General features: G+C 43.3%; 16 protein-coding genes. 8 read left to right on the top strand and 8 right to left on the bottom strand.

Annotated elements, in window-relative coordinates; translation table 11 throughout:
- Positions 1-306: 306 nt before the first annotated feature.
- Complete coding sequence (locus tag IJJ71_RS01620) at positions 307-888, bottom strand: helix-turn-helix domain-containing protein (protein WP_296844923.1); 582 nt, start codon at positions 886-888, stop codon at positions 307-309.
- A gap of 293 nt (positions 889-1,181) precedes the next feature.
- Entirely contained in the window at positions 1,182-1,820 is a 639-nt protein-coding gene (locus tag IJJ71_RS01625; RefSeq protein WP_296844924.1) for a TetR/AcrR family transcriptional regulator, read from the bottom strand.
- Between the two features lie 82 nt (positions 1,821-1,902).
- Here IJJ71_RS01625 and IJJ71_RS01630 point away from each other — a divergent pair, with 82 nt between their 5' ends.
- Complete coding sequence (locus IJJ71_RS01630) at positions 1,903-2,721, top strand: DNA/RNA nuclease SfsA (protein ID WP_296844925.1); 819 nt, start codon at positions 1,903-1,905, stop codon at positions 2,719-2,721.
- 28 nt (positions 2,722-2,749) lie between these two features.
- Here the strand turns inward: IJJ71_RS01630 and IJJ71_RS01635 are convergent, their stop codons facing one another.
- The 5 genes from IJJ71_RS01635 to IJJ71_RS01650 form a co-directional block, all read right to left on the bottom strand.
- Positions 2,750-2,962, bottom strand: coding sequence for a hypothetical protein (locus IJJ71_RS01635; protein ID WP_296844926.1), 213 nt, complete (start codon positions 2,960-2,962; stop codon positions 2,750-2,752).
- A 12-nt stretch (positions 2,963-2,974) separates the two neighbouring features.
- Positions 2,975-3,457: a flavodoxin family protein gene (locus tag IJJ71_RS01640; RefSeq protein WP_296844927.1), complete on the bottom strand. Its 483-nt coding sequence runs from the start codon at positions 3,455-3,457 to the stop codon at positions 2,975-2,977.
- 96 nt (positions 3,458-3,553) lie between these two features.
- A complete protein-coding gene (locus tag IJJ71_RS01645) occupies positions 3,554-4,096 on the bottom strand; it encodes a (deoxy)nucleoside triphosphate pyrophosphohydrolase (RefSeq protein WP_296844928.1) in 543 nt (180 codons plus the stop codon).
- The gene (locus tag IJJ71_RS14925) at positions 4,005-4,298 is read right to left on the bottom strand and encodes a DUF3427 domain-containing protein (RefSeq protein WP_367113203.1); all 294 of its coding nucleotides are present in this window, start codon (positions 4,296-4,298) and stop codon (positions 4,005-4,007) included. The genes IJJ71_RS01645 and IJJ71_RS14925 overlap by 92 nt, the downstream gene beginning before the upstream one ends.
- A gap of 67 nt (positions 4,299-4,365) precedes the next feature.
- Positions 4,366-4,719, bottom strand: a complete 354-nt coding sequence (locus tag IJJ71_RS01650) for a transposase (protein WP_367113204.1) — start codon at positions 4,717-4,719, stop codon at positions 4,366-4,368.
- 366 nt (positions 4,720-5,085) lie between these two features.
- On the opposite strand from IJJ71_RS01650, the gene IJJ71_RS01655 reads away from it, so the two are divergent.
- The 4 genes from IJJ71_RS01655 (at position 5,086) to IJJ71_RS01670 (ending at position 7,611) form a co-directional block, all read left to right on the top strand.
- Positions 5,086-6,168: an alpha/beta hydrolase gene (locus tag IJJ71_RS01655; RefSeq protein WP_296844930.1), complete on the top strand. Its 1,083-nt coding sequence runs from the start codon at positions 5,086-5,088 to the stop codon at positions 6,166-6,168.
- A gap of 193 nt (positions 6,169-6,361) precedes the next feature.
- Entirely contained in the window at positions 6,362-6,676 is a 315-nt protein-coding gene (locus IJJ71_RS01660; protein ID WP_296844931.1) for a hypothetical protein, read from the top strand.
- Positions 6,677-6,687: 11 nt separating this feature from the next.
- Positions 6,688-7,215: a cyclophilin-like fold protein gene (locus tag IJJ71_RS01665; protein WP_296844932.1), complete on the top strand. Its 528-nt coding sequence runs from the start codon at positions 6,688-6,690 to the stop codon at positions 7,213-7,215.
- Between the two features lie 192 nt (positions 7,216-7,407).
- A complete protein-coding gene (locus IJJ71_RS01670; RefSeq protein WP_296844933.1) occupies positions 7,408-7,611 on the top strand; it encodes a DUF4491 family protein in 204 nt (67 codons plus the stop codon).
- A 63-nt stretch (positions 7,612-7,674) separates the two neighbouring features.
- Here IJJ71_RS01670 and IJJ71_RS01675 read toward each other — a convergent pair whose 3' ends face one another.
- Positions 7,675-9,651, bottom strand: a complete 1,977-nt coding sequence (locus IJJ71_RS01675) for a Na/Pi symporter (RefSeq protein WP_296844934.1) — start codon at positions 9,649-9,651, stop codon at positions 7,675-7,677.
- 153 nt (positions 9,652-9,804) lie between these two features.
- Here IJJ71_RS01675 and IJJ71_RS01680 point away from each other — a divergent pair, with 153 nt between their 5' ends.
- The 3 genes from IJJ71_RS01680 to IJJ71_RS01690 form a co-directional block, all read left to right on the top strand.
- Positions 9,805-10,557, top strand: coding sequence for an acyl-ACP thioesterase domain-containing protein (locus tag IJJ71_RS01680; protein WP_296844935.1), 753 nt, complete (start codon positions 9,805-9,807; stop codon positions 10,555-10,557).
- A gap of 350 nt (positions 10,558-10,907) precedes the next feature.
- Complete coding sequence (locus IJJ71_RS01685; RefSeq protein WP_296844936.1) at positions 10,908-12,080, top strand: iron-containing alcohol dehydrogenase; 1,173 nt, start codon at positions 10,908-10,910, stop codon at positions 12,078-12,080.
- Positions 12,081-12,105: 25 nt separating this feature from the next.
- Positions 12,106-12,687 (top strand): DUF362 domain-containing protein (locus IJJ71_RS01690; RefSeq protein WP_296844937.1); only part of this gene is annotated, 582 nt, incomplete at its 3' end.

Below are 12,687 nucleotides of genomic sequence, written 5' to 3' on the forward strand. Positions count from 1 at the left end.
CGCAGGGGCAAAACGCGACGCCTAGGAGCGGTTTGAGCGAGTCTCGGCGTAGGTTGCGCCTTAAGCCGCGACGGCTTTTTCTTTTTTTAAAGACAATTAACAGAATGCCGTAGAGATTCTTTTCACCTCCCCCGTTAGGAGTACTGACAGAAGATTCGGGGGAAAGCAGGTAGGGAGCGACCCGTAGCGCTGGAAGACGCGCAGGGGCAAAACGCGACGCTTAGGAGCGTTTTGAGCGAGTCTCGGCGTAGGCTGTGCCTTAAGCCGGCAGCGTGGCTGCGTGAGAATAACCGTTATTTCTGGAAGTTAATTTTTATAAAGTCCGTGCTGGTTACAGTAAAACAAAATCTGTTCTGTCCCGCTTATTTTAAAGCTGGCTTCTGCATTCTGCTCAGGATAAAGTTTTTGTATTTCAACACTGTCTGAGCGTATCGCGGCAATGAACGAAATATAATGATTCTTTGTCATCTCATGTTCGATTGAAACAAAAAATTCGTCTTCAATACGTTCAATACGGACGGAGTGGTTTTTATCGGATTGCTCAGCTTCAAGAGGCGGAAGTGTAATTCCACAACAGCTGATTAAAGCCTCACCTGTGCTTTGTATAATATTTCCGCAAACTGGGCAAACATAAAACTGCACCCGGTTCATGTTGCTCTGCCTGTTAGTATTTATAACATTTTTCCCGGAAAGGAGTTCAATAACAGAAATATCCAGGGCTTTTGCAAGTGATTCCACAAGGGAAATATCAGGGTAGCCTCTGCCTGTCTCCCATTTTGAAACTGCTTTATCCGTAACAAAAATCTTTTCTGCAAGTTCTGCCTGTGTAAGTTTCTTTTGTTCGCGAAGGTTTTTAATCATTGCCCCGGTAATGTACTGGTTCGTCATTATTTCTCCTTTTTTTCTGCCGGCGTTCTGCCGGCATTCTGCCGGAATACATGAATTGTTTAGCGTTAATTACACATTACAACCCGACGGCACATAATTCAACCTACGCTTTGTAGAGATTTAATGATTCAAACTGAGATAAAATGACTAAACGAGATGGCGAAGCAGGTAGGGAGTGACCCGCAGCGCTGGGAGGCGCGCAGGGGCAAAACGCGACGCTTAGGAGCGTTTTGAACGAGTCTCGGCGAAGGCTGTGCCTTAAGCCGGCGTGTCTGCAGCGAGTAATCCTAAACTTACTCTTTCCATGCCAGGCGCATTTTCAGGAAGTCTTTAATGTCGCGGTAAAAATCCATTGGAGGAGGGGTAATGTTGATCTGTTTAAGTGCTTCCTGAACCAGCGGATTTTTGTAGCAGCAGACAGCATTTGATGAAGCATAAAACAATACGTCCAGCTGGATTTTGTAGGCAGCGGCCTGCGTGGTTCGCAGCATATCTGCAAGCCTGTCGCGGAAGGCATAGGCCAGGTCGTAATATTTCTTCTTGAAAATGGCAAGGCGCTCCACCGTTACATTTGTTTCTATCACGGGATTAAGATAGGAAACATAGCGCATGTAATCCAGATTTGCATTTAAAATTCCAGCCCAGACTTCTGCAATCACATCCGGCGTAAAATTGTTGCCTTCCGGAAAAGCCGAAAGCAAGGCATTGTAGTAGACCGACATTTTTTCTGCGGAGATTTCCAGAAAGATTTCTTCTTTTGTCGTAACGTATTTATAAAGGTTGGCACGAGACCAACCAAGTTTTTCGGCTATCGTTGTAAGGGTAATTTCTGAATAAGGGTTTGAAGCAAAAAGCTCTGCCGTTGCTTCTTTAATTTGAGAAAGTCGTTCTTCCTTGTGTTCGTCGCTTCTTGCGCGGATAAAATCAGACATGGGGGTAGAATAGCACAGTTTAGTAAAATTGACAATAAGCGACGGTGTGTAATTTATTTATCATTTCTGCTATAATACCCTTATGCAATACAAGCTCATTCACAAAGCAATCTTCCTCGACCGTCCCAATCGCTTTATCGCCCATGTTCTGCTGGAGGGAAAAATCCAAACCGTTCATGTAAAAAACACCGGCCGCTGCAAGGAACTTCTCGTGCCAGACGCCACAGTCTATCTTGAAGAAAGTGACAATCCCGCGCGGAAGACAAAATACGATTTGATTGCCGTGGAAAAAATCGTGACGGAAGAAAGCGCAAGCCCAGCCAAAAATCCCCCTGCCCCGCAAAATGCCTCCCCTTCACAAAAAAGCCCCTCGCAGCCACCGCGCGCACTCCTCATCAACATGGACAGTCAGGCTCCCAACAAAGTGGCCGCGGAATGGATTCGCGAGAACAAAACTTATTTTCCAAAGCTCACGCTTTTAAAACCAGAATTCACACTAGGAGACTCCCGCTTTGACTTTTATGCCGAATATGAAGACCTCACTGCCAGCCCCCACAAAATGCTTATCGAAGTGAAAGGCTGTACCTTGGAAAAAGATGGCGTTGCGCTTTTCCCCGATGCACCAACCCTACGAGGGTTAAAGCATGTCCGTGAACTTACCACGTTCAGTAAAAGTGGTGAGTATGAATGTATGGTTTTGATAATCGTCCAGATGAAAGGCTGCAAATATTTTACCCCAAACCGAGAAACCCACCCAGATTTTGCCGACGCCCTCAAGAAAGCCAACACCGCCGGAGTAAAAATCATTGCCGTGGAGTGTGATGTTATACCAGAAAGCCTTGTTGCAGACAAGGAGATTGAAGTGAGGGTAGGTTGTAGGAAATCTTATTCCAATAATTAGTTCTTGCCTATCCGGACTGTGCCTTGGATTATGCTAAAGAGAACTTTGTCACTGACAGCTGTTTCCAGTGAATTTTCTGAAAAGAAAAGCTTGACAGCCAGAAAGCATTTTGACCTTGCAATGTCTTTATGAAGCATGTCCGCGTCCTCCCTCCACTGGCCGACCCGCCAGTCATCGTATTTTTGAGAGAGAGGAGCGGAATCCCTGTTTTTTCCCGTAAATCTTCTTCGCCTTTTGCCATGGAAAGATCATATTATAATTTTCCGGTAAATTCAGCAATCGTTTTAAGGGCAGCCTCCGGCTTTTTCAGGGGATTGGTGAATTCTGCGCAGGCTTCAACTGTGCCGCCTTTTTTTGCGATTTCGGCTGCCATGATTTCAAGGCACTTTTTTGAGTTTCCGCCGGCACTGGAAGCAAAAGCACAGCATTTTTTGCCGGAGAGATTTACTTTGTCGAAGAAAGTGTTGAGGGGAGCTGCGGGTTTTGCCGCCCAGACAGGTGCACCGATGATGATTTTGTCGTAGCCTTCCAGAGAAGGAAGTTCGCCTTTGAATTCTGGTTTTACGCCTGAGACCACATCTTTTCCGCCGTGGAAGAATTTTAAAAGTCCTTTTTTGGGATATTCTTTCAGCGTTTCAATGCGGAAGATGTCCGCGCCAAGATTCTCAGCAATTTTTTTTGCCACGAAATCAACATTTCCTTCAAGGGAATAATAAATGACGATTGTATCTGACATAGTTTCCTCCTGTCTCAAGAATAGTATATGATACAATTAGATTGTGTGCAAAATTTTCCAGACGGAAAGCACTCACTTTTTTTCAGGAGGATTTCGTCAGTGGGAAGGGTGTAAATCTTTCGACGCACCTACTATTTTTTTGCCCTGCAAAAGTATCTCAATTTTGTCTAATATCAATTCATCTGCCGGAAGCCACTTCACGCTCCGGAGATTTTCCGCCGTGAGCAAGGCCGCGTTCTCATGCTCCAAAAGCTCCAGCTTTCCGCTCACCACCTCGCAGGTAAAGCACTGCATGGAAAGATGAAAGGTCGGGTAGTCGTATTCAATCGTGGCGATTTTCTCCCCCACACTGATTTGCGTCGCAAGTTCCTCACGAATTTCTCGAACAAGGGCATCCTGTGGAGTTTCACCCGCTTCGATTTTTCCGCCGGGGAATTCCCAAAAGCCACGCCATTCTCCGTAACCGCGCTGGGTGGCGAAAACATATTTTTTTCCATTTGAATCTTTACGAATAATAATTGCAGCGACTACATTTACTGTCTTCATATTAACCTTCCAAATAAGAATAAAGATTTTGAGGTACAGGAGTTTCCATATCAAATTGAATATTAACAACCGGCACTCTTCCATCTTTTCCATTCATTGTAGTATCTTCAAATGAGTGATATTTCATATCACCCATATAATAAAAATCTGATCCTTCAGCATCATCCTTCTTAACAAAAAGTAAAATGCGGATATTGTTTTCGGTCTGATGAATCAGGGGCGAAACTTCATCAGACTCAGATGTTCTTCTGCTACGGCTATACCAATTGTAATAACCGGATTTACTTACCTCCATCACTTCACATAAAGTCCTTATCGGGTATTCATGTGAAAGTGATTTTATGATTTCGAATTCTTCGGACTTAAACGTATAAAGACAGTCTTCCCATCTTCGGTCTTCTGGACTGTATATTTTTTTTAAGCCGTTCTTTCTCAATCCGGAGTTTGAGAATTTCCCTTTTGTAATTTTCCTCCGTGCGGTCTATTCCTTCGGGTAGCACAACGCCCATTTCTCCGGCTCTACTTAAACCTTCTATTCCACCTGCTTCATACTGCTTTATCCATTTACGCATGGATGTTTCAGAAACATCATTCATTTCACAGAAGTCTGAAAGTTTCACTTCTGTTTTTGCTCTATAAGTTTTTATAAGGAATTTTTTTTCCAGCGGACTAGCTGTTTTCCCGTGTACACCTCCATGGCAGAAAACTGTCTTTATTGTCCTATTTTTTTCAACAGTTTTCTACCTGTTAGTGTCCACTTTTAGTGTAGTATCAACTACATTTGAGTTATTATGACTTAAACTTTCATTTGCAACTGCCAGTGCATCTGTAAGCGTTCCGCCTATTCGTAGTTTCAATTATAAATAAACCAAAAAACTTTAAGAATATTGTTGACTTGTAATTTAAGATAATAATTTTGCCATCTTAAAATGTATAGAAAGGTAAGAATTTTGATATATTATAGAGCTCGAATATAAGAAACTTTTCGTCACTAAAAACATATTTTAGCATTGACAAGTCACCATTTATACCATACACTTTAGATAAATGACAAAGTGTCACTAAACAACTGGAGGAATCAAATGAATCTTTCTAAATCACTTTTAATCACAGGGGCAGCACTGGCTCTGACAGTTACAGGCTGCAAAAAGGAGAAAACTATGGCAGACCCAACAGCAGCAAAAATCAGTAGGGGGGACCAACATTACACTTTTGAACTTAACGAAAATGTAACCCGCACAAAAGTTACATTCCGCAATCATTTTGGAATTGAACTGGCAGGCGACCTGTACACACCAGCGGAAGCAGCCGCAACAGGAAATGCGGCCCTTGCAATCTCCGGACCTTTTGGAGCCGTAAAGGAACAGTCTTCCGGATTTTATGCAAATCAGATGGCTTCCCGCGGATACATCGCCCTGGCCTTTGACCCAAGCTACACAGGAGAATCAGGCGGAGAGCCACGTTACATGAACAGTCCCGACATCAACACCGAAGACTTTATGGCCGCAGTAGATTTTCTTTCAACCCGAGACAACATAGACCCAGAAAAAATCGGCATAATTGGAATCTGCGGCTGGGGTGGAATGGCTCTTAACACAGCGGCAATCGACACGAGAGTAAAGGCGACCGTGGCAAGCACGATGTACGATTTGAGCCGCACGGCAATCGACGGCTATTTTGACGAAGCCAAAAACGAGGCGGCGCACTATGCGATGCGAAAGCAGATGTCAGACCTCCGCACACAGGACTTCAAGGCACTCCAGTCTGGCGGAACTTATGCACGCACGGGCGGCGTTGTTGATCCGCTCCCCGACGACGCGCCGTATTTTGTGAAGGACTACCACGCCTACTACAAGACACCGCGCGGCTACCACGAGCGTTCGCCCAACTCAAACGGTGGCTGGGCGGCACAGTCGCTCATGTCGCTTGCAAACACGCACTTGATGGCATACGCTGACGAAATCCGAAGCGCAGTCATGGTCTTGCACGGCGAAAAGGCGCACAGCCGCTACATGGGCGAGGACGCGTTCAAACGGCTCACGGGCGACAACAAGGAGCTTGTCATCGTGCCGGGAGCAAGCCACACCGACCTTTACGACGGTGGCGAAACCAAGGCGATTCCGTTTGACAGGCTCGCAGAGTTCTTCGGGAAGTATTTGAAGTAGGAAAATAGGGGCGGTCCCCCAACGGCGGTTTCGACTTCGCTCAACCACCGTTGGGGTCGGGCTTTGCGGGGTTACGCGCTAACCGCACTCCATTGCTTCATTCGCTCTGCTCATTGCGCAACGCTTCGCGCCCCTTCAATCCCTACCGCAAAAACAAATAGTCTGCTATAATCAATAGGCAATTTTGAAAATTATGAAAAAGAAGAAACAAAAAAAATGTCTGCAAAAATTGACTATTGCTTCCCGCATAGGTTGGGGAATTGTCTGCCTTGTTTTTGCGATTGCGGGGATATATGCAATCTTTTTTGACTTAAACGCGGCAAACAGAAAAGTCGTTGCAGTATTTGTTATAGTTTTTGGAATAGGGCTTTTCTTAACAGCACCAAAAGCACTGGAGAATTTTGAAGAAGGCAACACTTCTGATTCGAGAGGGCTTTTCTATGGTTTTTTCCCCATCATTTTTGGCGGAATGAGTTTTGTTGGTGGCATTTGGATGCTTTTAGACTGAGGAGAACAAAAATGAAAAAACTGATTTTGCTTTTGCTAACATCGATTTTGCTTGTCGCGACCGCCTGTGCAAGCGGGAATACAGACACGGTGGTTTCGACTGGCTCAACCACCAGAGGAGACACTATGAACATCACGATTACAATCATGAACGCCACAGGAAAAACGCACACGCTTAACGCGACACTTGCCGAAAATAAATCCGCTGTGGCGTTTGCGGAACTTCTGAAAAAGGGAGCGGTCACGGTCGCCATGCATGACTACGGCAGTTTTGAGAAAGTCGGCTCGCTCGGCTCTTCACTCCCCCGCACCGACACGCAGATTACTACCGAAGCAGGCGACATCATTTTGTATCAGGGAAATCAAATCACGATTTACTACGACACTAACAGCTGGAACTTTACCCGCCTTGGAAAAGTGGTTTCGACACTTCGACAAGGCTCAGTGACCACAAGCTCAACCACCAGTATTACTCAAGCCGAGCTGAAACAGATTCTGGGCAAAGGCGATGTGACGGCTGTGTTTGATATTTTGCGTTAGGGATTGTAGTCACGCCGCAGGCGTTCCGAAGCGAAGGAATTTCGACTTTCGTCGGAATGACTGAGCGTAGGAATGGAGCGCGGTTAGCGCGGAATCCGCGAGAACGGCTTTGCCGTTCTCGTCACGAGTTCGCTTTGCGAACTCGCAAAAGCCCGACGGCGTGAGCGTAGCGAACGGCGAACGCCCGAAACTATGAGGAAAAAATTGCGCTGCTGGTGGATTTTTGCTCTTGCAGGAACTGCCCTTTTAACAGCAGCCCTCTTTACCAGCGGACTTTTGTCCACTATTCTTGCTCTTGTTGGAGCGGCAAGCCTTTGGAGCATAATCGAATTCTTTTATCAGAAAAAGCGCGTAGAAAAAGGCTGGTTTCCAAAAAATCCCAAAAGGCAAAAGTAGACGCCGCAATCGCAGGGCAGAGTAGGGTAGCCTTCGTTATAAATACTATCTGCCGCTTTTAATCTAGGAAATTCTGTATCCAACTCCGCGGACTGTTTCAATAAGTTTTGTGTTGTTCAACTTTTGTCGTAGCAGCCTGATATGAACATCCAGCGTTCGGCTTTCTATTTCCTTATCGTAATTCCATACAGATTCAAGAATCTGTTCGCGGGTTACAATCTGTCCTTTATTTTCCATCAGGAGAGCAAGTAGTTCATATTCCTTTACAGCAAGCTGAACTTCTTTGCCAGAAACAAAAGCTTTTCTGCTTTTTGTATTGATGATTACATTCTGTGCACTAATCAGATTTTTTTCAGAACCATCAGAAATAATTGTTTCACTGGAACTAGGCTGAATTGCCTGAATTACTCCAAAAGTGCAGTCGCCGGCCCTTTCAATTTTGCGAACCAGGTCCATATAATTCAACTCGGCTTTTACATTGCTGCCGTTTTCAATTCGCTTTCGGCTGGCTTTTTTTAGTTCCCACTTAGTCTTATCAATTTTGTCTTCCACATCAGAAAGAAGAACTTTATCAATTTCTGACAAACCAAGGGCAATATAAGTACAAGTGTGTTCATAAAAGATAAAAACCTGATTAAAATATTCAATTAATTCGGAAGTTTGATTTTCAAGAGCCTGAACTTCCGCATCCTTTCTAAACTTACAAAGTGAATGCATCATTGAAGTACATTCGTCACTCAAATCTTCCAGATTCTGAATTACAGAAATCATATTGGCAAAATTGTTGCGGTCATTATGATTTGCAGTCGGTAAGCGTGAACATTTCTGCAAGAAATATGTTATTTCATGATTCATTTCATCAACATATTCTTCCTGCGCATTAATTTTTTCGACTAAAAAAGACAAGTCTCCTTTTTTTTGCTTAAGTCCCTGATTCAGATAATCCATCATTTCCATTACGCGGCCAGCCATTTTTGTAATTTCTTTTTGAACTTGAATGGCATATAAATCTGTACTGACATGGTTTTTTGGAAGAATAATTGGAATTTTATAATGAGCATCTTTTTCTTTCTGACTTTCATGGATAACTTTTTCTGTAATGGAAGCAATCTGTTTTACAAAAGGCAGAAAAACCAAAGTGGCAGAAATATTAAAGACTGTATGAAGCATGGCAATGTGATTCGTGATGTTTTGAGACGGAAGCCCTGGTACAATAAAATCAATAAGATCTAAAAATGGCTGGAAGAAAAGCAGGGCTAAAAAAGTTCCCGTCACATTAAAGGCCACGTGAACGGCAGCTGTGCGTTTTGCATTCACGCTTGCGCCAAAGGATGACATAACCGCGTCCACAGTAGAACCGATATTGCTTCCTAAAACCATTGCGGCCCCAAGCTCCCATGGCAAAGAACCGTTTGCCGACATTGTAAGTACAATCGCCGTTGTAGCAGAAGATGAATGAATCAAGGCCGTAAAAACAGTTCCAATCAAAACTCCAAGCAAGAGGCCTGCAAAATTCAAATCCTGAAATTTCTGCAAAAAGCTGACGGATTCAGGCTTTAAATTCATGGAAGTTTTGAGCAGTCCAAGCGCCATGAAGAGAAGGGCAAAGCCCATAAAGCAGTCAGAAAAATTGTGAATCTTGAGCTTCTTAAAATATTTAAGGATAAAGCCAAATCCGAACAAAGGAATGGCCGCCGCTTCAATACTGAATGAAAAACCAAAAAGAGAGACAATCCATGCAGTAACTGTAGTTCCAATGTTCGCACCAAAAATAATTCCAATGGCCTGAGTCAGACTTATAATCTCCGCATTTACAAAGCTGACAACCATTACTGTAGTTGCGCCCGAAGACTGAATGATTGCAGTAACCGCAAGTCCAGTAAGAACCGCCGTAAATCTGTTCCCTGAAATCTTATGAAGCAAAGTCTGAAGGCTGCTTCCTGCTCCTTTTTGAATACCGTTTGAAAGCATTTCCATTCCAAAAAGCAGAAGACAAAGGGAGCCAATAAAACCTAAAATCTGACTTACTACAGTTATCATGATTTTAGTATAAGTTTAAGAAGTTAAAAATTATAGATGCTTTATGTAAATTGTTTGTAAATTCTGAAAGTGACAGTAATGCCCTGCCGCGAGTTCAGTGCGAAGACTATGGTGGACTTTCCGATATCTTAAAAAAATACTATTATATCATCTATGAATGAAAACTTGATTTTTGAAGCTGAGCGGGAGATTTCTTCTGCATTTATTGATTCATCTGTTCGGATGGGAGTTGCTCAGTCTGTTTTACTTGTACAGGATAATCTTACTGAGAGTTTTAATGCAATGGACTGCGATGGTGTAATTTACCGCGAAAAGTTCAATGCTTTTTGGGTATTCACAAAAACAAAAGTTCATTTTGAACGTCGTCCAGACTGGCGCGAAATCATTACAGCCCGTACATTTCCTATTGATAATCTTGGAATGCGTACTCATGTTAATACACAGTTCCTTGATAAAAAGGGCAATACTCTTCTTGTTGCAAATCAGGAAGCCTGTGTTTTGAGTCTGGAAAATCATCGGCCGCTAAAAATCACAAATCTTCCATATCCAAAAGAGAATTTCCCGGAGGCTGTTTTTAACGAGCCGTTCGAACGATTCCCTTCTGATTTTTCAGATGATGAGTTTATCTTTGAGCAGCAGATTCGTTCCTCTCAGATTGATATGTCACATCACATGAATAATATTGAATATATTAAACTTGCCCTTTGCGTATTCTCGGATGATTTTCTGCAGTCTCACGAAATTACAGATCTTGAAGTTCATTATACCGGAGAAAGCAAAGAAGGACAGATTCTTAAGGTTTACAAAAAAGAAGACTCAGAAGCCCCAGGCAAAGTTTATATTCACATTAAAGAAACCGACAGATGTGTTTTTGAATGTTGTGTGAAAATTAAATCCGCTCTTTAATTTAACTTCTGCTACACTTAAGAATCCCTTGCAACCGCTGCCATAAACTTTAATTGTAAGTTTTTCCATTCGATACGCCTTTTGGGCGTGCGACGTTCGCTAGCGCTCACTTACCGAGTTTTGCAAGCAAAACTCGGTACGCCGGGCTTTGCGCACTTACGCTATCGCTTCATTCCGCCGCTACGCTATGCTACGCTTTGGAACGCCTCCGGCGGTGCTCCAATCCCTCACGCTTTTTTTAATAAATAACTTTTTGTCACTAATAATGCTTTTTAGTGTTGACAAGTCACCTTTTATGCCATACACTTTACTTAAGTGACATAGCGTTACTAATGCAAAAGAGGTATAAAATGCTTGGAAATTTTTCTTATTCAAACCCGACTAAACTTTATTTTGGGGAAGATTCATTAAACTATCTGGATCAGGAGCTTCCTAAATACGGCAAAAAGATTCTGCTTACTTACGGTGGCGGCTCTATCAAAAAGAACGGAATTTATGAAGCTGTTGTTGCAGCCCTTAAAAAGAACGGCAAGGAAATTGTGGAGCTTCCGGGCGTTATGCCTAACCCTACCAGCGAAAAACTTGCAGAAGGCTGTAAGCTTGCCCGCGAAGAAAAGGTAGATTTTATTCTGGCAGTTGGAGGCGGTTCTACCATCGATTATGCAAAGGGAGTTTCAGTTGGAGCGGCATACGACGGCGACCCTTGGGAAAAATATTACATCAAAATGGAAGAGCCTAAGCCTGGTGATAAAATAATTCCAGTAGGTGCTGTACTTACAATGGCAGGAACCGGCAGCGAAATGAACGGCGGTTCGGTTATCACAAACCATGCACAGAAGCTTAAGATTGGTCACGTTTTTGGTGAAGAGGTTTTTCCAAAGTTTGCAATTTTGAATCCGCGATTTACTTTCTCTGTTCCAAAACGTCAGATGGTTGCAGGCATTTACGATATTTTTAATCATATCTGCGAGCAGTATTTTTCGGGCAACGATGACTCAGCTAGCGACTACCTTGCAGAAGGCCTTATGCGCTCTGTAATTCATGCTTCACGAATCGCAGTAAAAAATCCAGAAGACTATGAAGCCCGCAGCAATATAATGTGGGATGCGACCTGGGCACTTAATACTCTCATTGCAAAGGGAAAGAGTACCGACTGGATGGTTCATATGATTGGACAGGCTGTTGGTGCCTACACAGACGCAACACACGGAATGACGCTGAGTGCTGTTAGCCTGGCATACTATAAAACTCAGCTTGAAGCAGGTCTTCCAAAGTTTGTTCGTTTTGCAAAAAATGTCTGGGATGTTTCTGCTGACGGAAAAAGTGACCTGGAGCTTGCAGAAGCTGGACTTGAAGCAATGAAAGAGTGGATGCAGGAAATCGGCGTTTCTCTTTCCCTTAAGGAACTTGGCGTTACAGAAGATATGTTCGAAGGCATTGCAAGTGCAACCTTTATTCTTGACGGCGGTTATAAAGTTCTTACAAAGGATGAAGTTGTACAGGTGTTAAAGGAAAGCATGTAGGAAATAGCATTGCGGAGGACTAGAATTGAAAAATAAAACTTACATCACACTTACAGCCATGTCTGCTTTAATCTTGCTTTGTCTCTCCCCTCTTTCAGCACAAAGCAAATCAACAAAGCTTTCTCATCAGACAGAAGATAAAAATGCACCTGAGGTCTACTTTACCCGTGACGTGTCAGCGGCAGGACTTATGAAAGTCTACAATGCCTTGAATCAGAAAAAACAGGGAAAGGTCGGAATTAAGGTTTCTTTCGGTGCCCCTGACGAAGATGTACTTAATCCTGAACTTCTTACAAGCCTTATTAAAGCAACAGATGGAACTATGCTCGACTCCTGCGGACTTTCAGGAAACCGATGGACAACGGAACTGAATCTTTCTCATGCAAAAAAGCACGGTTTTGACAAAGTTGGAACAATGCAAATGCTGGACGAAAATGGTGATATTGATATGCCGGTTAAAAACGGATATCTCTTAAAATATGCCCGAACAGGAAGTCATTTTGATGAATACGACACTTTAATTTCTGTCTTCAAGTTCAGAATGCACTTTCTGCCTGCCCTTGACGGCGCAATAAAAAATGTAACCTTGTGCCTTGGAAGCCGTTCC

The organism is Treponema sp., from assembly GCF_017430385.1.
GTDB lineage: Bacteria > Spirochaetota > Spirochaetia > Treponematales > Treponemataceae > Treponema_D.